The sequence below is a fragment of the Sphingomonas sp. Leaf62 genome, assembly GCF_001421915.1.
GTDB lineage: Bacteria > Pseudomonadota > Alphaproteobacteria > Sphingomonadales > Sphingomonadaceae > Sphingomonas.
Window position 1 is genome coordinate 395,500 of record NZ_LMLN01000030.1, and the last position, 19,459, is coordinate 414,958.

The 19,459-nt window shown below is 65.4% G+C and carries 21 protein-coding genes; 10 read left to right on the plus strand and 11 right to left on the minus strand.

The annotated features are described in order from the left end of the window. Positions 1–20: 20 nt before the first annotated feature. Entirely contained in the window at positions 21–1,931 is a 1,911-nt protein-coding gene (gene dnaK / locus ASE91_RS17175; RefSeq protein ID WP_056004574.1) for a molecular chaperone DnaK, read from the minus strand. Positions 1,932–2,085: 154 nt separating this feature from the next. On the opposite strand from dnaK, the gene ASE91_RS17180 reads away from it, so the two are divergent. The 3 genes from ASE91_RS17180 (at position 2,086) to ASE91_RS17190 (ending at position 4,012) form a co-directional block, all read left to right on the plus strand. After that, positions 2,086–2,514: a copper chaperone PCu(A)C gene (locus ASE91_RS17180; protein ID WP_235530544.1), complete on the plus strand. Its 429-nt coding sequence runs from the start codon at positions 2,086–2,088 to the stop codon at positions 2,512–2,514. 295 nt (positions 2,515–2,809) lie between these two features. Then, positions 2,810–3,493, plus strand: a complete 684-nt coding sequence (locus ASE91_RS17185; RefSeq protein ID WP_056628374.1) for a hypothetical protein — start codon at positions 2,810–2,812, stop codon at positions 3,491–3,493. Positions 3,494–3,547: 54 nt separating this feature from the next. Further along, on the plus strand, positions 3,548–4,012 hold the full coding sequence (locus ASE91_RS17190; protein WP_156357898.1) for a vgr related protein: 465 nt from the start codon (positions 3,548–3,550) through the stop codon (positions 4,010–4,012). Positions 4,013–4,015: 3 nt separating this feature from the next. Here ASE91_RS17190 and ASE91_RS20775 read toward each other — a convergent pair whose 3' ends face one another. Continuing rightward, positions 4,016–4,831 carry an energy transducer TonB gene (locus ASE91_RS20775; RefSeq protein WP_056628380.1) on the minus strand — a complete coding sequence of 272 codons (816 nt, stop codon included), beginning with the start codon at positions 4,829–4,831 and terminating at the stop codon, positions 4,016–4,018. 128 nt (positions 4,832–4,959) lie between these two features. On the opposite strand from ASE91_RS20775, the gene ASE91_RS17200 reads away from it, so the two are divergent. The 7 genes from ASE91_RS17200 to ASE91_RS17230 all read left to right on the plus strand — a co-directional run bounded on the left by ASE91_RS17200 (position 4,960) and on the right by ASE91_RS17230 (position 10,978). Then, on the plus strand, positions 4,960–5,766 hold the full coding sequence (locus ASE91_RS17200) for a DUF1206 domain-containing protein (RefSeq protein ID WP_056628383.1): 807 nt from the start codon (positions 4,960–4,962) through the stop codon (positions 5,764–5,766). Further along, the gene (locus ASE91_RS17205; RefSeq protein WP_200911276.1) at positions 5,763–6,131 is read left to right on the plus strand and encodes a GCN5-related N-acetyltransferase; all 369 of its coding nucleotides are present in this window, start codon (positions 5,763–5,765) and stop codon (positions 6,129–6,131) included. The genes ASE91_RS17200 and ASE91_RS17205 overlap by 4 nt, the downstream gene beginning before the upstream one ends. Then, complete coding sequence (uvrA, locus tag ASE91_RS17210; RefSeq protein WP_056628385.1) at positions 6,128–9,091, plus strand: excinuclease ABC subunit UvrA; 2,964 nt, start codon at positions 6,128–6,130, stop codon at positions 9,089–9,091. The genes ASE91_RS17205 and uvrA overlap by 4 nt, the downstream gene beginning before the upstream one ends. A 412-nt stretch (positions 9,092–9,503) precedes the next feature. After that, positions 9,504–9,920 (plus strand): glycine zipper 2TM domain-containing protein, encoded by a 417-nt coding sequence (locus ASE91_RS17215; protein WP_056004563.1) that lies wholly within the window; start codon positions 9,504–9,506, stop codon positions 9,918–9,920. A 185-nt stretch (positions 9,921–10,105) separates the two neighbouring features. Continuing rightward, positions 10,106–10,318: a cold-shock protein gene (locus tag ASE91_RS17220; protein WP_056004561.1), complete on the plus strand. Its 213-nt coding sequence runs from the start codon at positions 10,106–10,108 to the stop codon at positions 10,316–10,318. Positions 10,319–10,386: 68 nt separating this feature from the next. Further along, positions 10,387–10,596, plus strand: coding sequence for a hypothetical protein (locus ASE91_RS17225; RefSeq protein WP_056004559.1), 210 nt, complete (start codon positions 10,387–10,389; stop codon positions 10,594–10,596). A gap of 52 nt (positions 10,597–10,648) precedes the next feature. Then, positions 10,649–10,978: a hypothetical protein gene (locus ASE91_RS17230; protein ID WP_056628388.1), complete on the plus strand. Its 330-nt coding sequence runs from the start codon at positions 10,649–10,651 to the stop codon at positions 10,976–10,978. Between the two features lie 14 nt (positions 10,979–10,992). Here the strand turns inward: ASE91_RS17230 and ASE91_RS17235 are convergent, their stop codons facing one another. The 9 genes from ASE91_RS17235 to ASE91_RS17275 are packed head-to-tail and all read right to left on the minus strand — an operon-like array spanning position 10,993 to position 19,103. Then, positions 10,993–13,023: a TonB-dependent receptor plug domain-containing protein gene (locus tag ASE91_RS17235; RefSeq protein WP_056628391.1), complete on the minus strand. Its 2,031-nt coding sequence runs from the start codon at positions 13,021–13,023 to the stop codon at positions 10,993–10,995. A gap of 21 nt (positions 13,024–13,044) precedes the next feature. Beyond that, positions 13,045–13,392 (minus strand): HesB/IscA family protein, encoded by a 348-nt coding sequence (locus tag ASE91_RS17240; protein WP_056628394.1) that lies wholly within the window; start codon positions 13,390–13,392, stop codon positions 13,045–13,047. Next, positions 13,392–13,856: an SUF system Fe-S cluster assembly protein gene (locus ASE91_RS17245; RefSeq protein WP_056628397.1), complete on the minus strand. Its 465-nt coding sequence runs from the start codon at positions 13,854–13,856 to the stop codon at positions 13,392–13,394. The genes ASE91_RS17240 and ASE91_RS17245 overlap by 1 nt, the downstream gene beginning before the upstream one ends. Then, on the minus strand, positions 13,853–15,058 hold the full coding sequence (locus tag ASE91_RS17250) for a cysteine desulfurase (protein WP_443024556.1): 1,206 nt from the start codon (positions 15,056–15,058) through the stop codon (positions 13,853–13,855). The genes ASE91_RS17245 and ASE91_RS17250 overlap by 4 nt, the downstream gene beginning before the upstream one ends. Beyond that, entirely contained in the window at positions 15,055–16,131 is a 1,077-nt protein-coding gene (locus ASE91_RS17255; protein ID WP_056628403.1) for a SufD family Fe-S cluster assembly protein, read from the minus strand. The genes ASE91_RS17250 and ASE91_RS17255 overlap by 4 nt, the downstream gene beginning before the upstream one ends. Continuing rightward, positions 16,131–16,874: a Fe-S cluster assembly ATPase SufC gene (gene sufC, locus ASE91_RS17260; RefSeq protein ID WP_056628406.1), complete on the minus strand. Its 744-nt coding sequence runs from the start codon at positions 16,872–16,874 to the stop codon at positions 16,131–16,133. The genes ASE91_RS17255 and sufC overlap by 1 nt, the downstream gene beginning before the upstream one ends. Positions 16,875–16,918: 44 nt before the next feature. After that, positions 16,919–17,215 (minus strand): hypothetical protein, encoded by a 297-nt coding sequence (locus ASE91_RS17265; protein ID WP_056628408.1) that lies wholly within the window; start codon positions 17,213–17,215, stop codon positions 16,919–16,921. Further along, positions 17,212–18,675: a Fe-S cluster assembly protein SufB gene (gene sufB, locus ASE91_RS17270; protein WP_056628412.1), complete on the minus strand. Its 1,464-nt coding sequence runs from the start codon at positions 18,673–18,675 to the stop codon at positions 17,212–17,214. The genes ASE91_RS17265 and sufB overlap by 4 nt, the downstream gene beginning before the upstream one ends. After that, positions 18,675–19,103, minus strand: coding sequence for an RrF2 family transcriptional regulator (locus tag ASE91_RS17275; RefSeq protein WP_056004636.1), 429 nt, complete (start codon positions 19,101–19,103; stop codon positions 18,675–18,677). The genes sufB and ASE91_RS17275 overlap by 1 nt, the downstream gene beginning before the upstream one ends. Positions 19,104–19,459: the final 356 nt, after the last annotated feature.

Consider the following 19,459-nt stretch of genomic DNA (forward strand, 5'->3'; position numbering starts at 1 on the left):
AGAGGGAGGGGCGTTCCGTTTTACGCCTTGCGGCTGTCGTCGACTTCCGAGAATTCGGCGTCGACGACGTCGTCGTCGGCCTTCTTCTCCTGCGCGGTGTCGGCAGCGGGCGAGGCTTCGGCCTGCTGCTGCTTTTCGTAGATCGCCTGACCCAGCTTCATCGCAACCTGCGCCAGCGCCTGGCTCTTTTCGGTCATGCGGTCGCTGTCACCGCTTTCGACCGCTGCCTTGGTCTCGGCGACCGCGGCTTCGATCTCCGACTTCAGCGACGCGTCGACCTTGTCGCCGTTATCGGCCAGCTGACGCTCGGTGGTGTGGATCAGCGATTCCGCGTTGTTGCGGGCTTCGGCCGAAGCGCGACGCTTCTTGTCCTCTTCCGCGAACTGTTCGGCGTCCCGCACCATCTGGTCGATGTCGTTGTCCGACAGACCACCCGATGCCTGGATGCGGATCTGCTGTTCCTTGCCGGTGCCCTTGTCCTTGGCCGACACGTTGACGATGCCGTTGGCGTCGATGTCGAACGTGACCTCGATCTGCGGCACGCCGCGCGGCGCGGGCGGAATGCCGACCAGATCGAACTGGCCCAGCATCTTGTTGTCCTGCGCCATTTCGCGCTCGCCCTGGAACACGCGGATCGTCACCGCCCCCTGATTGTCGTCGGCGGTCGAATAGACCTGCGACTTCTTGGTCGGGATGGTGGTGTTGCGGTCGATCATGCGGGTCATGATGCCGCCCAGCGTCTCGATGCCCAGCGACAGCGGGGTCACGTCGAGCAGCAGCACGTCCTTCACGTCGCCCTGCAGCACGCCCGCCTGAATCGCGGCACCGATCGCCACGACCTCGTCGGGGTTCACGCCAGTGTGCGGTTCCTTGCCGAAGAACTGCTTCACGACTTCGCGGACGCGCGGCATGCGCGTCATACCACCGACCAGCACGACCTCATCGATCGCGCTCGCCTGCACGCCGGCATCGGCCAGCGCCTTCTTGCACGGCTCGAGCGTGCGCTTCACCAGATCCTCGACCAGCCGTTCGAGGTCGGCGCGGGTGATCGACTTGACGAGGTGCTTCGGACCCGTCGCATCCGCCGTGATGAACGGCAGGTTGACTTCGGTCGTCTGCGCCGAAGACAGCTCGATCTTCGCCTTTTCGGCGGCTTCCTTCAGCCGCTGAAGCGCCAGCTTGTCCTTGGTCAGATCGATGCCTTCGATCTTCTTGAACTCGTCGGCGAGGAACTGCACGATCTTCGCGTCGAAATCTTCGCCGCCGAGGAAGGTGTCGCCGTTGGTCGCCTTCACCTCGAACACACCGTCGCCGATCTCGAGGACCGAGATGTCGAAGGTGCCGCCGCCAAGGTCATAGACCGCGATGGTCTTGTTATTGTCCTTGTCGAGGCCGTAGGCGAGCGCCGCCGCCGTCGGTTCGTTGATGATGCGCAGGACTTCGAGACCGGCGATCTTGCCGGCGTCCTTGGTCGCCTGACGCTGGGCATCGTTGAAGTAGGCAGGGACGGTGATGACCGCCTGCGTCACGGTTTCGCCGAGATACGACTCCGCCGTTTCCTTCATCTTCTGCAGGATGAACGCGCTGATCTGCGACGGCGAATATTCCTCGCCGCCCGCCTTCACCCACGCATCGCCGTTCGGCCCGCGCGCGATGGTGTAGGGAACCAGTTCGGTGTCCTTCTTGGTGACCGGATCGTCGAAGCGGCGGCCGATCAGGCGCTTCACTGCGAAGATCGTGTTGTCGCCGTTCGTCACTGCCTGACGCTTGGCCGGCTGGCCGATCAGACGCTCGCCATCCTTGGCGAAAGCGACGATCGACGGCGTGGTCCGCGCGCCTTCGGCGTTCTCGATGACCTTGGGGCTACCGCCCTCCATCACCGCGACGCAGCTGTTCGTCGTGCCCAGATCGATACCGATAACTTTAGCCATGGTCCCTCATTGGCCCCCGGGTTGAAATAATGTCTGGCCCGACCGGCACGGGGAGGTGCCAAGCGGGTCGTTCCGGAGGCGGATATAGGCAGGGTTCGGCTTGCCGCAAGATTATGCGCGGCATAGGGAACCGTATCGGATCGGGAGCGTGGGCGTGAAGACACGGTGGATGGCGTTGATGGCGACGATCCTGCTGGCCGGATGCCAGCAAGCGCCGAGCGTTCGGGACGCCTGGGTAAGGCTGCCCGCCGTGCCGGGACGGCCGGCGGCGGGCTATGCGATCGTTCGGGGCGGATCGTCCGGAAACGACGTACTTACCAGTGTCGCCAGCCCGGCGGTCGCGCGCGCCGAACTGCATGAGAGCATGGCGAGCCATGGCGGCATGATGGCGATGCAACCGCTTCCCAAGGTCGCGATCAAGGGGACCGTCGGCTTCGACCCCGGCGGCAAACATATCATGTTGTTCGGCCTGTCGAACGATCTGCGGGCGGGCGGCACGGTCCCGCTGACCTTCGGATTCGACGACGGGACGAAGGTGACGGTCGATGCCCGACTGGTCGCCGCGGGCGATCCGGCACCCTGAGAGCCTGTTTGAAAACGCGCGATTGCGCGTTTTGCGGCACCGGCCCGCTCCCCCTCCCCACCACCCATCGAGCGTATCCTGTGGGTGGTGGGACGGGGGAGCGGGNGGTGCCGCCTCGAAACTCGCTCTTTCGCGAGTTTTCAAACAGACTTTTGCCCGTCGGATCGCCCATCCTCCACCGAATGGACCACCCACCCTACCCCGTTTGAAGGATAGCTGCCGACCGGGCGGTCGATAGAGACGCGGCGATGCCGGCCAGCCGCTGTCGGCACCAACCTGTTCCGGGGGGAATAGCATGAAGACCCTTTTTGCCGCCGCGATCTGCGGCTCGTTCGCGCTCGCCCTGCCGGCCGCGGCGCAGACCGGTCCGGCCGAAACCGATCCATCGTCGACGGTGTCGGTTGCGCTGAGCGCCGGGTCGCTCGGCGTCGGGCCGGAAGTCGGCTTCCGCTTTTCGGACCATCTCGGCATCCGCGGCAGCGCCGGCTTCCTGAACGTCAACGGATCGTTCGAATCCGAGGACGCCGATTATGACGGCAGCATCAAACTGAAGTCGTTCGGCGCCATGGTCGACGTCTATCCCTTCGGTGGCAATTTCCGGCTGTCGGGCGGCGCGCGCATCAATCGCAACGCGGTCGAAGTGTCGGCGACGCCCAATGACGGAGCGACGCTGGGTAACAACGACTATACCGCCGCGCAGGTCGGCACGTTGAGCGGTCGCGCCGAACCGAACAAGATCTCGCCCGTGCTGACGCTCGGCTGGTCGGGCCAAAACCGTCGCGGCTTCATGTTCGGGTTCGAGGCGGGGGCGCTGTTTCAGGGCGCGATGAAGCTCGACACCTTCACCGCCACCGGCACGGCACGCGACAATGCAACTTTCCGTCAAGACCTAGAGATCGAGCGGCGTTCGTTGCAGAACGACATCGACAAGGTGAAGGTCTATCCGATCCTGCAATTCGCGATCGGCTATCGCTTCTGATCGGGAGGCGGGGGCCGCGTCCTTTACGGGCGTGTCCCCCGCCACCATCTGCAGGTGATGCGCCGGCCCCTGACCGCTTCCGAAATCGAGCTTGCCCGTACGATGTTCGGCGAGGAGATCGCCTATGATCGGGCGCGGGTGGCGAATGCCAAATGGGCGTTCTTTCAGCCGAAACAGGTTGCGATGGCACCGACCGGCTGCATCCATTTTCATCCGGGCGGCACGCTGTATCGTGACGATTTCGCGAGCGCGGGCCGCGATCTGGCGGCGCTGTTCCTGCATGAGATGATGCATATCCATCAGACCCAGCATCGCGGGCGATACTGGCTGCCGCTGATGCGGCATCCGCTGTGCAGCTATCGCTATGCCATCGTGCCGGGAAAGCCGTTCGCAGCATACGGGATCGAGCAGCAGGCGGAGATCGTCCGCCAAGCCTTTTTGCTGCGGCAGGGGGTGGCGGTGGAGGGCAAGCCGCCATTGGCGGTGTATGAGGCGTTGCTGCCGTTCGGGCGGCGGTAATGACTATCCGCCTCGCGGCAACAGCCACATGACGCGCCGGGTCGAATAGGACTCCACCGGATTGCCCGCGGCATCGAGTGCGGGGCGGCTGTAACGGCCCCGCCGGAGAATGGCACCGCAGGCAGCCTTGTCGAGATCGTTCGATCCCGACGACTGCAGGATTTTGCAGTCGGTCACGCGGCCAACGGTCGAAATCGTCCATGCGATGACCACCATGCCCTGCTCATGTTGCATCAGCGCCGATTCGGGATAATCGTCCTGCGTGATCCATTCGGCCGGACTATTGCTCGTGGCCCGGGTAACGACGGCTGCCAGATTCTTGGGATCATAGCCCAGCTGCACCATCAAATTGACCTCGCACTTCTCCAGCGCGGCCAGCAGCGGCTTGTTCAGGGCCAGCGCCACGGAGATGACCGGCCCGCTTTTCGGACGCACGGTAAAGGTCGGGGCATCGACCAGACCTTCGAATGCGGCGCGGCTGATATAATAGGTCAGCACCGCCCTGTCGCCGTCCGGAAAATAGACCCGGGTTCCCGGCTGCTTCTTGTCGAAGGTGCGCCCGGGTGCCTCCAATGCCAGATCGAGCGATCCTTCCTTACCCAGTTGCGCGCGGCTGCCGAGGATCACGGATTGCAGTTGATCGCTGAACGGTGTGGGCTTGAACGCGACGATCACCGGATGCGCGGGGTCGCCATAACCGCGACTGACGACGCACATCTTCTCGGCATATTCGACGGTCCAGCGGCTGGCCGGTGCCAATGGCGGCGGCGTCGCGCTCCCTGGCCCGATCAACAGCGCAGCCGACAGCAACAGTCGCATTACCTACTCCCCCATTCCCTGCCGCAAAGCTGACAGCGGTGCCGTGACAGCGCAAGCGTCGGTGCGGACCGGAACCGCACCCCTTCGTAAATGGTTGGCGCGGCGAAACGATCTGAAAGGCTTGCGTGATGACCACCCGACACGGCGCCACGCTCCTTGCCCGACTGGGCTTTGCGGCGCGGGGAATCGTCTATTGCCTTGTCGGATGGTTCGCGATCGATGCGGCGCTGCGCGGGGGCAAGGTCGGCGACAATCAGGGTGCGATCGCCAGCCTGGCCGACGAACCGTTCGGCGAATGGATATTGGCGGCGATGGCGGCGGGACTTGCCGGCTATGCGCTGTGGCGGCTGGCCGAGGCGATCACCGATCCGCAAGCGCAGGGCACGACCGCCAAGGGTGCGTTCAAGCGCGCAGGCCACGCGATCAGCGGCATCGCCCACGTCATCCTTGCGTGGACCGCCGCGAAACTGGCGGTTCATGCGCGCGAAGCGGGCGGCCGGGTCGGTGGCGAGGAAAGCACTCGCGACTGGACGGCATGGCTGCTTGGCCAGCCGCTGGGACGGGTGCTGGTCGCGTTAGTCGCCGCCGGGCTGCTCGGCGCGGCGCTGCAACAGGCGAAGAAGGCGTGGGACGGCAGCTTCGCGCGCGAATTGTCAGGGGGGACGCCGGTGCCCCAGCATGTCTGCACCATCGGCCGCATCGGCTATGGCGCGCGGGGGCTGGTGTTCGCGCTGATCGCCCTGTTCTTCGTCAGCGCGGCGTGGGCCGCCGATGCCGACGAGGCGGGCGGCATGGCCCATGCGCTGGCGACGCTGCAAAGCCAGACCGGGGGGCGGTGGCTGCTGACCGCGACCGGTCTCGGCTTCGTCGCCTTCGGCATCTACAGCTTCGTCGAGGCGCGCTGGCGGCGGATCTCGGTCGACCTGCCAGCATGATCCCCGATGCGATGCAGGCGCGGTGGCTCGACCTGACACGGCGCGAACTGCCGGGGTTGGCGGGGACACGCGGCTGGCCGGTGCGGGTCGATCATTGTTTCCAGCGGATCCTGCTCGACAATGCGTTCGGCGGCGTATGGTATGATCATGTCAGCGCGGGTCCGGCCTATGTCCATGCCGATCCGGCGGCGCTGGCGCGCGCGGTCGCGCTGGGCGAAGCGGTGATTGCCGGCTTGGTCGACCTGACCGAGCTGAACCGCCGCTCGCTCGACTGGCGTGGCAAGGCCCCCTCGAAACCGGCAGGCGGCACCCCCATGTCATCCGCTGGTAAATCCACAAGAACGAAGATAGAACGGACCGCATGAGCCTGACCCATATCTCCGTCCGCGGTGCGCGGGAGCATAACCTCAAGGGTGTCGATATCGACATCCCGCGCGATACGCTGACGGTCATCACCGGCCTGTCGGGTTCGGGCAAGTCCAGCCTCGCCTTCGACACCATCTATGCCGAAGGGCAGCGGCGTTATGTCGAATCGCTGTCGGCCTATGCGCGCCAGTTCCTCGAACTGATGCAGAAGCCGAACGTCGAACATATCGAGGGGCTGTCGCCGGCGATTTCGATCGAGCAGAAGACGACCAGCCGCAATCCGCGATCGACGGTCGCGACGGTCACCGAAATCTACGATTACATGCGGTTGCTGTGGGCGCGGGTCGGCGTGCCCTACTCCCCCGCCACCGGCCTGCCGATCAGTGCGCAAACGGTCAGCCAGATGGTCGACCGGGTGCTGGCGCTGCGCGAAGGGACGCGGCTGCTGCTGCTCGCGCCGGTCGTGCGCGGGCGCAAGGGCGAGTATCGCAAGGAACTGGCCGAATGGCAGAAGGCCGGATTCCAGCGGGTGCGGGTCAATGGCGAAGTCCATTTGATCGAGGATGCGCCCGCGCTCGACAAGAAGTTCAAGCACGACATCGAGGTCGTGGTCGACCGGCTAGTCGTGAACCCCGATGCGGCGACGCGGCTGGCCGAGAGCTTCGAGACCGCGCTGAAGCTGGCCGACGGCCTCGCCTATGTCGATCTGCTGGAAACGACGGTGGCGGAGGCGCAGCCGGGCAACCCACCGATCGCCAGCGAACAGGGCGACCGCGCGACCGAGGCCGCACCGCAGACCGGCAAGCTGAAGGGTGCCGGCATCCCCGACAACCGCATCGTCTTTTCCGAAAAATTCGCCTGCCCGGTCAGCGGCTTCACGATCAGCGAGATCGAGCCGCGCCTGTTCAGCTTCAACGCACCGCAAGGGGCCTGCCCGGCCTGCGACGGTCTTGGCGAACGGCTGGAGTTCGACGAGGACCTGATCGTCCCGAACCACGAATTGTCGATCAAGAAGGGTGCGGTGGTGCCGTGGGCGAAGTCCAACCCGCCCTCCCCCTATTACATGCAGGTGCTGGGATCGCTGGCCAAGGCGTACGACTTCTCGCTCGACACCGGGTGGAAGGATCTGCCCGAGGAAGCGCAGCGGGTGATCCTGCACGGCACCGCCGGCAAGCCGGTGACGCTGACCTTCATCGACGGCAAGAAGGCGTATGACGTCAAGAAGCCGTTCGAAGGCGTGCTCGGCAACCTCAACCGCCGGATGCTGTCGACCGAAAGCGCGTGGATGCGCGAGGAACTGGCCAAATATCAGGCGTCGCAGCCGTGCGAGACCTGCCACGGCGCGCGGTTGAAGCCCGAGGCGCTGGCGGTGAAAGTGGCGATGCAGGACATCGCCTATGCCACGCACCTGTCGGTGGTCGATGCGCTGCGGTTCTTCGAATCGCTGCCCGAGCATTTCAACGCGCAGCAAAAGGCGATTGCCCAGTCGATCCTGAAGGAAATCGTCGAGCGGCTCGGCTTCCTCAACAATGTCGGGCTCGATTATCTGAACCTCGACCGGACCAGCGGCACGCTGTCGGGCGGCGAGAGCCAGCGTATCCGCCTCGCGTCGCAGATCGGCAGCGGGCTGTCGGGGGTTCTGTATGTGCTCGACGAACCGTCGATCGGGCTGCACCAGCGCGACAATGACATGCTGCTGGCGACGCTGCGCCGGCTACGCGACCTCGGCAACACCGTGCTGGTCGTCGAGCATGACGAGGATGCGATCCGCACCGCCGATTATGTCATCGACATGGGGCCGGGCGCGGGCGTCCATGGTGGCGAGGTCGTCGCCAAGGGGACGCTGAAACAGCTGCTGAAGTCGAAGGGATCGATCACCGCCGACTATCTGAACGGCACCCGGTCGGTGCCGCTGCCCGACAAGCGGCGCAAGGGCAATGGCAAGAAGCTGACGGTGCACAATGCCACCGCCAACAACCTGACCGGCGTCACCGCGTCGCTGCCGCTGGGCACCTTTACCTGCATCACCGGCGTGTCGGGATCGGGCAAGTCGAGCTTCACGATCGACACCCTCTATGCCGCCGCCGCCCGCACGCTGAACGGTGCGCGGATCGTGCAGGGCAAGCATGACAAGATCACCGGGCTGCAACATCTCGACAAGGTGATCGACATCGACCAGTCGCCGATCGGTCGCACCCCGCGGTCCAATCCGGCGACCTATACCGGCGCGTTCACCCAGATCCGCGACTGGTTCGCAGGCCTCCCCGAAGCGCAGGCGCGCGGCTACAAGCCCGGCCGGTTCAGCTTCAACGTCAAGGGCGGGCGGTGCGAGGCGTGCCAGGGCGACGGCGTGCTGAAGATCGAGATGCACTTCCTGCCCGACGTCTATGTGACCTGCGACGTGTGTCACGGCGCGCGCTACAATCGCGAGACGTTGGAGGTGAAATTCAAGGGGATGAGCATCGCCGACGTCCTCGACATGACGGTCGAGGATGCGGTCGAATTCTTCAAGGCGGTGCCACCGATCCGCGACAAGATGGCGATGCTGGCCGAAGTCGGCCTTGGGTACGTCAAGGTCGGGCAGCAGGCGACGACGCTGTCGGGCGGCGAGGCGCAGCGGGTCAAGCTGGCAAAGGAACTGGCGCGCCGCGCGACCGGCAACACGCTGTACATCCTCGACGAACCGACCACCGGCCTGCATTTCGAGGACGTGCGCAAATTGCTGGAAGTGCTCCACCAGTTGGTGGAGCAAGGCAATACGGTGGTGGTGATCGAACATAATCTCGACGTCATCAAGACCGCCGACTGGATATTGGACATGGGACCGGAGGGTGGCGTGAAGGGCGGTCGCGTGGTTGCCGAAGGCACGCCCGAGAAGGTCGCGGCGGTCGACGGGAGCTTTACGGGGAAGTATCTCAAGCCGTTGCTGGACCCGGTAAGGGCGCAGGCGGCAGAGTGACCCGGTGGCGCGCGCCGTTCGAGGCGCTCGCCACCGTATCGAACAGGCCCGGCTGTTGTTTCGCCCTCATCCCGACGTCGACCGCGACGATCTTGATCGGCTGATAAGCGAAGAAAGCGCAGGCGATTAGGGCATCCGGGAGTTGTAGTCAGAATGGCGAGGATTGGTCGGGTCCGTGCATGGACCCTGCCGGGTTCGCTACGGCCTTGACGCGCCGCCGCGCCGCGCTCGGCAATCCCGAACTGCCGCGCAATCCCGGCAACGACCGAACCGACAGCAAGCGCACGTTGTTGGCCGCGATCGAAGCGGCGGGCGGGCGCTGGTAAAGCCGGCGACACGGACGAGATCGACGGAACAACCCTTCCCGCGCGGCATTCGGACTTGATCGATATCAAGCGAAGGATCTGTCGACATGCGTGCGCTTACCCTCGGCCTCGTCGCCGCTGCCACCCTTGTTTCCGGATGTTCCGATTACGGCATGGGCGGCGGTGGTCCGCGCTATGCCGATGCCGGCTATGGCCGCTATGACTATGACCGGCCCGATCCATCGTACAACGGCTATGATGCTGCGCGTTATTACCGCGACGACCAGCGCTATCGCGAACGCCGGCTGTCGCGCAACGACCGGGTGTATGTCGGGCAGGACGGCCGCTATTATTGCCGCCGCACCGATGGCACGACCGGCCTGATCATCGGCGGCATCGCGGGTGGTGTGCTCGGATCGGCACTGCGTCCGGGCGGTTCGGGGTTGCTGGGTGCGTTGCTCGGCGGGGCAGCCGGGGCGGCAGGTGGTCAGGCCATCGATCGCAACAACGTGCGCTGCCGCTGACCTCCGACGACCGTTTGAATGTTCGATTGACCCGCTCCCTTGCAAGGGGGCGGGTCAATCCCCATTTAGCCTTTGCTACAGTCGCAAATCGATGGTGTCCTGCTTTGCGGCATGTTCCTTCTTTCCCTGCTGTCTACGGCGCGGGTGATGGGCGTTCCGTCGCCTGCAAATCGAAAGGAACCTGCATGGCCACGCTTGGCACCGTAAAATTCTTCAACATGGACAAGGGCTATGGCTTCATCGCCCCGGATAATGGCGGCGAAGATGCTTTCGTCCACATCTCGGCCGTCGAGCGCGCCGGGATGGTGACGCTGAACCAGAACCAGCGCGTCGGATTCGAGCTGGAAGAGGATCGCCGCGGTCGCGTGAGCGCGGTGAACCTGACCGCCGCCGACTGATCGGTTCGTGGGTGCGGGCGGATCGTCCGCCCGCACCTTCCTCCAGCAAGTAAAAAGGTCCCGCCCCCTTGGCTGATACCTCCGAAGCATACCGCGCCCGTGCCGCCGTCGAACGCGCCAATGCCGATGCCGCGACGCTGGACAATGTCCGCGACCGTTGCCGTCGTGCCGAGCATGCGTGGACCGAAATGGCCGAGCGCGCCGAACGCACCACCGAGCAGCGCCTGATCCGCGAAGCTGCGACGGTACGTCGGTCGGAAACGCTGGCCCACGATTGAACCTGCGCGTGGCCCGGTCGTTGGACCGGTTGACAGGCAAGAGGTAAGATTGATGGCCAAGCATAAGAAACAGAAGCCCAAATCCCGCAAGGCGGGTGTCTCGACACTGCGCACCGTGGCATTGGGGGTCGTGGGGATCGCGGTCGGTTTGTTCGGTGTGCTGCTAGCGCGGCGCAAGGCACCGGGCGAGGGTCATGCCGCACCCGATCTGGCACTGGACAAGCCGCGCGCTGCCACGGGAGACCGCGCGCCCGAAGCCTTCCGTCCCGATCCGACTGCGCCGGTACCGGCATCTGAGCGCGAAGCATTGCGCCCTGCGACGGGTCCCGCGCCTTCGATCGTCGCGCCGCGCGGAAGCATGGCGTCGCAAACCGGGGCCTGACGACCGCGGTTCGATCAGCCGCCTAACCGTATTCCCAGCCATAACGTCCGTGGCGATGCGCGTTCCACCACGCCATCGCCCCCGACGGCTGCTTCGATCCGGGCGTTGGCGACATTTTCCGCCCGCCCCTCTACCGACAGTCCGCGCAACAGCGGTACCGCCACAACCGCGTCGAGCGTGGTCGCATCGGCAAGACGACGCTGGTTCGCATCGTCCTCATACTGGCTCGATATGTAACGAAGCGTCGCCGCCGCCCGCCAACCGGTGCGCTGCCAACCGACCGTTGCCGAGCCGCTATGGGCAGGCGTCTGAGCTGGGCGGAAGCCATTGAGTACGCCACTGTCGACGATCCGGGCATCGGTATAGGCGTAGGACAGGCGCGCATTCCAAGCACCCCAGCCGGTCGATGCGTCGATTTCGGCACCACGCACCCGGACATGATCGAGATTGGCGCGGCGGCGAAAGACGCCGGCGGCTGAAACGAAGCCGACACCCGCAAAGGTGCCGGGTCCATTGGCGACGGTCACGTTGGCTATGGCATCGCGCAGGTCGTTGGCAAAGCCGGTCGCGGCGATGCGGGTACGGGCAGCAGGCCGAAGTTCGAGACCAACCTCCCCGCCCCACAACGTCTCCGGCGACAGCGCGGCATTGGCAGCAGTGGCGTCGGCGCCAACCCGGAACGGACGGTAGAGCTCGTTGAGCGTCGGCAACCGCCAACCGCGATAGCCTGCCGCCCGGACCGTCAGCGCCGGGTCGAGTGTCCATGCGACCCCTGCCCGTCCGGTTGGCTGCCAGCCACTGCGCGTGGCGAAGCGTTGATCGGTAAGCGCCGTGCCGGTCAGCAATGACTCCTGTAATCGTCCCGTCGCGATCGTCCAGCGATCGATCCTGCCACCTGCATTCAGCACGACATCACCGGTAGCAAGGCTGGCGTCGGCGAACAGACCGCCGGTAGTATTGCGTCCACCCGCGACCCGCCGCCGGATAGGGTTGCCCGCGACGTAGGTGTATAATTCCTGCGTTTCGCCGCTGACGACGCGCACGTCGCCCCCCAATCGGAGCGACAGGCTGCCGAAATCGGGCGCAATCTCAGCCCGGCCGCCGATACCGGTTGCGGGAACATTATATTGGTCGAGCGTCAGCGCGGTCGTCACGCGGCCGGTCCCGACGCTGGCGAACCGACTGGCAAAGGCGCGGGTCTGGAGATAGCCGAGCAGCGACCAGCCGGTCGGTCCACGCCCGACCAGCCGGACGCTGGCATCGGCCCCTTCGCTGCGATTGTCGGTGAAATCGAGACCGCGGTCGCGACGGTCGGTGAAGCCGGACACGTTCGCCTGCAACTCGGTCGCCCCGCCGACCTGCACCACCGCGCGGGCGGCGGCGCTGGCCTGTTCGAACGGGGCCGCACGGTCGGCGGGGCCACGACTGTCGGCCACGATGGGCACGAAGCCGTCGCCACGGGCATAGGCTCCCGACAGGGTCGCGAAGCCGCCGCTCCGCGTCAGTCCGGCAGAACCGCGCGCGTCGATCGATTCCCGGCTGCCATAGCTGAGCGATCCGGCGAACGGCGACAGGTCGTCCGGCGTAGCGCTGTCGAGTTCGATCGTGCCGGCCAGCGCGCCCGGTCCGGCGACGCCACTACCACCGCCGCGGGTCACGCGGACCCGTCCGAGCCGGTCGGTGGCATAGGCGGGAAAGGCGACCCAGCCGCCGAACGGATCGGCCTGTGGTACACCGTCGAGCAGCAGGAGCGCGCGGCTGGACGCATTGCCGCCAAGGCCGCGCAGGGTGATGCCCTGGCTGGTCGGGTTGGCGGTGCGCGAGTCCGACCGGCGAAATTGCTGGAGACCGGCTACGTCGCGCAGCACGTCCTCGACCCGTCCGCTGGCCGAGGACAGGATACGGTCGCGGTCGATAGTGACGATGTCATAGACACGGTCGCCCGGCGCATCGGCCAGACCTCGCCCGGTAACGACGATCTCCGGCACGTCCTGTGCTGCCGCCGCACCCGGCCACACGGCCAACACCGATAGAAAACGCTTCACACCCGTCCCCCGATGGGACGATCAGACCGTGAAGCTTTCCCCGCACCCGCACGCGCCCTTGGCATTCGGATTGGCGAAGACGAAGCCCGCAGTAAAATCGTCCTCGACCCAGTCCATCGTCGAACCGATCAAATAGAGGATCGATCCGCCATCGACGAAGAAGGTCCCGCCCGCCGTTTCGATGCGTTCGTCCATCGGATTGGCGGCGGTCACGTAATCGACCGAATAGGCAAGACCCGAACAGCCGCGCCGGGGCGTCGACAGCTTCACCCCGATCGCTTGCGAAGGCGCCTTCGCCATCAGGTCGGCGACACGCCGTTCGGCATTGGCGGTCAGGTTGATCGCGGCGGGGCGGAGGCGCGTAGCCATTACAGCATTCCCAGTTCGAGCTTGGCGTCGTCGGACATCTTCTGCGGATCCCATGGTGGATCCCAGACGAGATTGACATCGGCGGTCGCGACGCCCGGCACCGCCGAAACGCGCAATTCGACCTCGGCCGGCATCGATTCCGCCACCGGGCAATGCGGCGTGGTCAGCGTCATCGTCACCGCAACATGGCCGTTGTCCGCGACGTCGACGCCGTAGATCAGGCCAAGATCGTAGATGTTGACCGGAATTTCCGGGTCGAAAATTTCCTTGAGCGAAGCGATCACCGCTTCGTACAGGTCGCCACCCGGCTCACCCGTCGGCTGCGGTTCTGGCTTTTGCGCCAGAAATCCGTCGAGATAGTCGCGGCGACGCGGCGGGGCCTCCTCCGCATCGGTTACGCGGGCGCGGGGTGGCGGCGTGACCGCCGTCACTTCCTCGACGTCGAAGCTGCGTTCGTCGTTCATCCGAAAATCCTGCTCACTCGTTCCAATCCGCGTATCAGCGCGTCGACATCGGCCCGTCCGTTATACACGGCGAAGCTGGCCCGCGCAGTGGCGGGGACGCCCAGCACGTCCATCAGCGGTTGCGCACAGTGATGGCCGGCGCGGATCGCGACGCGTTCCTCATCCAAGATGGTGCCGACATCGTGCGGATGCACCCCCTCAACCACGAAACTGACGATCCCGGCTGCATCGTCCGGCCCGAGTAGTCGGACGGAGTTGATCCGGCCCAGCGCTTCGCGGGTCGCGGCGACCAGCGCGGTTTCATGCGCGTGGATCGCTTCCAGCCCGATGCTTTCCACATAATCGATCGCGGCGTGCAGCCCCAACGCGCCGACGATATGCGGCGTCCCCGCCTCGAACCGGGCGGGCGGCGGGGCATAGGTGGTGCGTTCGAAGGTCACACGGTCGATCATCGCGCCGCCGCCCTGCACCGGGTGCATCGATTCCAGCAGTTCCGCGCGACCCCACAGCACGCCGATGCCGGTCGGCCCGTACAGCTTGTGCCCGGAGAAGACATAGAAGTCGCAATCGAGCGCGGCGACGTCGACCGCAACGCGGGGCACCGCCTGACACCCGTCGAGCAACAGCTTCGCACCGACCGAATGGGCGATGTCGGCGGCGCGGCGGCCGTCGAGCATCGATCCCAGTACGTTCGACACATGCGCCAGCGAAACCAGTCTGTGTTCGGGCCGGATCATCGCCGCCATCGCGTCAAGATCGATCCGCCCGTCCTGCGTCAGCGGCACGACGTCGATCGCGACGCCGATCCGCTCGGCGACCAACTGCCACGGCACAATATTCGAATGATGTTCGAGCATTGACAGCAAAATGCGGTCGCCGGTCTTCAGATGGCGTTCGGCCCAGCCCTGCGCGACCAGATTGATCCCCTCGGTCGCGCCACGCACGAACACGCATTCCTCTGACGCGGCAGCACCGATGAACGACGCGACGCGGCGACGCGCGGCCTCATAGGCAAGCGTCATGTCGGCCGAACGTTGATACACGCCGCGATGCACCGTGGCATAGGTCGTATCGTAGCCACGCGTGATCGCATCGATCACCGACTGCGGTTTCTGTGAGGTCGCGGCGGTATCGAGATAGGACCAGCCGGCAGGGATCGCCGGAAAGTCGCTGACGCGGTCGAGGGGGGTGGTTTCGCTCAAAGCGCTGCCTCCAGCCATGCATCGGCATCGGCCGCGAAGGCTTCCCGCACGACATCCTCACCGATCCGGTCGAGCGAGTCCGCAACGAACGCCCTGGTCAGCAATGCCTTGGCCCGGGCCTCGCTGACGCCCCGGCTGCGCAGGTAGAACAGCGCCTTCGCATCGAGTTCGCCGACGGTCGCGCCGTGCGCGCACTTCACATCGTCGGCAAAGATTTCGAGTTCGGGCTTCAGGTTCACCGTCGCCGTCCGTTGGAGCAACAAGCCGCGCAGCGACTGTTCGCCATCGGTCTTCTGCGCACCGCGGGCGACCTCGACGCGAGCGGCAAGGCTCGCCTGACTGCGATCGGCGGCGACCGCGCGCCATGTCTGACGGCTCGAACCGTTGAGCGCGGCGTGGCGGACGGCCACGGCGCATTCCTGCCGCTGCTGTTCGCGGGTCAGCAGCGCGCCGCCATAATCGACGAACGCGGCGTCCCCATCGAGCGTCAGTTGCGCGTCGATGCGGCTGCCCATGCCACCGGCGCCGAGGAACTGGGTGACGAGGCTCGCCGCCTCCCCCACCACCGCTTCGTCGCGGATCGACACGAAGCCATCCGACTGGAGCAGGCGGACGCTGCGCATCAGTCGAGCGCCGCGTTCGAGGTCGATCTGGGTCAGACGATTGGTCCAGCCGGTGCCGACATAGGTTTCGACGACCGATGCGACCGCATCCTCATCCAGCGTCAGCCGCGCGGGAAGATGGTTCTCCGCGCCGGTCGCGATGTGGACGATCTGCACCGGCTCCGCGATCTCGGCCGCCGACAGGTCGATCGACCAGCCCGCCGCACCCGATGCCTGCACGCCCAGCGGGTGCGCGGTATCGAGAGTCAACGGCGACACCGCGACATGCCCCGGCATACTATGTTCGGGCGCATAAGCGCCGTCGAAGAACACGATCCGCGGGCCGGCAAGATCGAGCCAATAGCCATCGGCACTCGCCGCCACGCCGCGCACCGATGCCGCAGCGGCGGTCAGCGCGGTAAGGTCGGTCCAGCGGAACGCCTCTTGCGAGTTCGTGGGGAGCGTGGCCATTACGCCGCCACCGCTCCATAGCCTTCGCGTTCCAGCTCGTGCGCCAGTTCCTTGCCGCCCGACCGCACGATGCGCCCGTCGGCAAGGACGTGAACGAAGTCGGGCTGCACATAGTCGAGCAGGCGCTGATAATGGGTGATGAGGATCACGCCCTTGTCGGGACGGCGCATGATGCGGTTGATGCCATCGCCGACGATGCGCAGCGCATCGATGTCGAGGCCGCTGTCGGTCTCGTCGAGGATCGCCAGCTTCGGGTCGAGGATGCCCATCTGCACCATCTCGTTGCGCTTCTTCTCGCCGCCCGAAAAGCCGACATTCACCGGCCGCTTCATCATGTCCATGTCCATGCCAAGGCCATCGGCCTGCGCACGGGCGAGCTTCAGGAATTCGGCACCCGACAGCGGCTTTTCGTCGCGGGCGCGGCGCTGGCTGTTCAGGCTTTCGCGCAGGAACTGGACGTTCGACACGCCGGGGATCTCGACCGGATACTGGAAGCCGAGAAACAGGCCGGCGGCGGCGCGGGCATCGGGATCCATGTCGAGCAGGTCTTCACCGCCGAAGGTAACGCTGCCTTCGGTCACGTCGTACCCCGGACGCCCGCCCAGCACATAGCCAAGCGTCGACTTGCCGGCGCCGTTCGGTCCCATGATTGCATGGATCTCGCCCGCGTTCACGCTCAGCGACAGGCCCTTCAGGATTTCCTTGCCGTCGATTTCGGCGTGGAGGTTTTCGATCTTCAGCATGTTCCGTCCTGTTCGTGCGGGCCTGACCCGCGTATCTCAAAAGCTTAGGGCATCGTGCCCGCGACCGGTTCGGTGCCGAACTCGGCCTCGGCGGCATCCGGGTTGGTCAGCACCGATTTCATCGACGCATCGATCTTGTCGAGCATCGGACCGTGTGCCTTCGCCACCTTCGCCCGCACCGGGGCGCAGGCCTTGGCCGCATCGTCGAAGATCGCGACGCGCCCGACAGCCTCGGTCGGCGGCTTGGCCATGCGCGGATCGGTATTGATCCGCTCCGACAGGCATTCGGCATAGGGCGCGGTCGGCGCGACCGCCTGTAGCGCCAGTGCGAGCAGGATCACCCCACCGACCCTTCCAGTGAAATGCCGAGCAGCTTCTGCGCCTCGACCGCGAATTCCATCGGCAGCTGTTGCAGCACTTCGCGGGCGAAGCCGTTGACGATCAGCGCGACCGCCGCCTCCGAATCCAACCCCCGCTGCCGCGCGTAGAACATCTGGTCTTCGGAAATCTTGCTGGTCGTCGCCTCATGCTCGATCTGTGCCGAGGGGTTCTTCACCTCGATATACGGCACGGTGTGCGCGCCACACTGGTCGCCCAGCAACAGGCTGTCGCACTGGGTAAAGTTACGCACCCCTTCCGCCGAGGGGGCAACGCGCACCAGCCCGCGATAGGTATTGTCGCTGCGTCCGGCGCTGATCCCCTTCGACACGATCGTCGAGCGCGACCCCTTGCCCAGATGGATCATCTTGGTACCGGTATCGGCCTGCTGGCGATTGTTGGTGACGGCGACCGAATAGAATTCGCCGACGCTGTTCTCACCCGCCAGCACGCACGACGGATATTTCCACGTGATCGCCGATCCGGTTTCGACCTGCGTCCACGACACCTTGCTGTTCTTGCCCTGACACAGCGCGCGCTTCGTCACGAAATTGTAGATGCCGCCCTTGCCGTTCTCGTCGCCGGGATACCAGTTCTGGACGGTCGAGTATTTGATCTCGGCATCGTCGAGCGCGACCAGCTCGACCACCGCCGCGTGCAGCTGGTTCTCGTCGCGCATCGGCGCGGTGCAGCCTTCGAGGTAGCTGACATAGCTGCCCTTGTCGGCGACGATCAGCGTGCGTTCGAACTGCCCGGTATTTTCGGCGTTGATCCGGAAATAGGTCGACAACTCCATCGGGCAGCGCACGCCCTCCGGAATGTACACAAACGTCCCGTCCGAAAAGACCGCGCTGTTGAGCGTCGCAAAGAAATTGTCGCGCTGCGGCACGACCTTGCCCAGCCACTTGCGGACCAGGTCGGGATATTCGCGGATCGCTTCGCTGATCGAACGGAAGATGACGCCGGCGGCTTCGAGTTCCTTGCGGAAGGTGGTCGCCACCGACACGCTGTCGAACACCGCATCGACCGCGACCTTGCGCGATCCCTCGACGCCCGCGAGCACCTTCTGCTCCTCGATCGGTATGCCGAGCTTTTCATAGACGCGCAGGATTTCTGGATCGACCTCGTCCAGCGAGCCGAGCTTCGGCTTCGCCTTCGGCTCGGCGTAATAATACGCGTCCTGATAATCGATCGGATCGATGTTCAGCTTCGACCAGTCGGGCGCCTCCATCGTCAGCCACAGGCGATACGCCTTCAGCCGCCAGTCGAGCATCCATTCGGGCTCGCTCTTCTTGGCGCTGATATAGCGGACCGTATCTTCGCTCAGCCCCTTGGGCGCGAAGTCCTGTTCGATGTCCGAGGAGAAACCCCACTCGTACTTCTTGTTTGCGGCGGCGAGCGCCTCGGCATTTTTCGTGGCCATCACACTACCTCTTGGGGCATCGCCCCGGTGTTCGCGAGTTGGGCGAGCGTCACGCCCGCCAGAGCGCCCCGGACCACGGCGTTGACCGTGCCGGCATGGGGTCGGATCATGCAGTTCGTCTCCACCGCGCAATCATGGCGCGCGGCATCGACGCAGGTGGTCAGCGCGATCGGCCCCTCGATCGCCTCGATGATCTGCGCCAGATCGATCGTGGCCGGCGTCCGCGCGAGGCGGAAGCCGCCACCGGTGCCGCGTCCCGTCTCGATCAGCCCGGCGGCCGACAGCCGGCTGACCAGTTTCTGCACGGTCGGCAGCGGCAGGCCGGTCTCCTCCGCCAGCATCGTCGCCGTCGCGCGCGCATCCCCACCCCGCCGCGCGGTAGCGGCGAGCAGGACGACGGCATAGTCGGCAAGGCTGGAAAGGCGCATGATTTCCTTAATCGGATCATTCCGGTCGGATTGGCATGTGGTCGTGGCGGGGCGATAGGTCAACCGGGTATGTTTCGATTGGTGTGATCGATTGTAGCGGTCGGATAAGGATTCGGTTTCACGCGAAGGCGCGAGGGCGCGGAGGCTGTTGTGCCTGCGGATAGGTCAGCTGCGCCAGCGGCCTTCATGCTACTGGCTGTGCTCAAAGGAAGACAGCCTCGCTGACGCGAGACAAGCAGCGACCGCAACACCCTCCGCGTCTCTGAGCCTCCGCGTGAACCACTCTTCTTCTCCGCGCCTTTGCGCCTTCGCGTGAAACCGAATCTTCCTTCCGCCGCCCGCCAACGATACAGCGC

Bases quoted from the DNA above. Each gene is read 5' to 3' on its own strand.
- ASE91_RS17245 (WP_056628397.1), bottom strand. From the start codon at position 13,856: ATGAACGACGAACGCAGCTTCGACGTCGAGGAAGTGACGGCGGTCACG.
- ASE91_RS17205 (WP_200911276.1), top strand. From the start codon at position 5,763: ATGATCCCCGATGCGATGCAGGCGCGGTGGCTCGACCTGACACGGCGC.
- ASE91_RS20775 (WP_056628380.1), bottom strand. From the start codon at position 4,831: ATGCGACTGTTGCTGTCGGCTGCGCTGTTGATCGGGCCAGGGAGCGCG.
- ASE91_RS17185 (WP_056628374.1), top strand. From the start codon at position 2,810: ATGAAGACCCTTTTTGCCGCCGCGATCTGCGGCTCGTTCGCGCTCGCC.
- ASE91_RS17275 (WP_056004636.1), bottom strand. From the start codon at position 19,103: ATGCGCCTTTCCAGCCTTGCCGACTATGCCGTCGTCCTGCTCGCCGCT.
- ASE91_RS17215 (WP_056004563.1), top strand. From the start codon at position 9,504: ATGCGTGCGCTTACCCTCGGCCTCGTCGCCGCTGCCACCCTTGTTTCC.
- sufB (WP_056628412.1), bottom strand. From the start codon at position 18,675: ATGGCCACGAAAAATGCCGAGGCGCTCGCCGCCGCAAACAAGAAGTAC.
- ASE91_RS17255 (WP_056628403.1), bottom strand. From the start codon at position 16,131: ATGGCCACGCTCCCCACGAACTCGCAAGAGGCGTTCCGCTGGACCGAC.
- ASE91_RS17230 (WP_056628388.1), top strand. From the start codon at position 10,649: ATGGCCAAGCATAAGAAACAGAAGCCCAAATCCCGCAAGGCGGGTGTC.
- uvrA (WP_056628385.1), top strand. From the start codon at position 6,128: ATGAGCCTGACCCATATCTCCGTCCGCGGTGCGCGGGAGCATAACCTC.
- ASE91_RS17200 (WP_056628383.1), top strand. From the start codon at position 4,960: ATGACCACCCGACACGGCGCCACGCTCCTTGCCCGACTGGGCTTTGCG.
- ASE91_RS17220 (WP_056004561.1), top strand. From the start codon at position 10,106: ATGGCCACGCTTGGCACCGTAAAATTCTTCAACATGGACAAGGGCTAT.
- ASE91_RS17240 (WP_056628394.1), bottom strand. From the start codon at position 13,392: ATGGCTACGCGCCTCCGCCCCGCCGCGATCAACCTGACCGCCAATGCC.
- sufC (WP_056628406.1), bottom strand. From the start codon at position 16,874: ATGCTGAAGATCGAAAACCTCCACGCCGAAATCGACGGCAAGGAAATC.
- dnaK (WP_056004574.1), bottom strand. From the start codon at position 1,931: ATGGCTAAAGTTATCGGTATCGATCTGGGCACGACGAACAGCTGCGTC.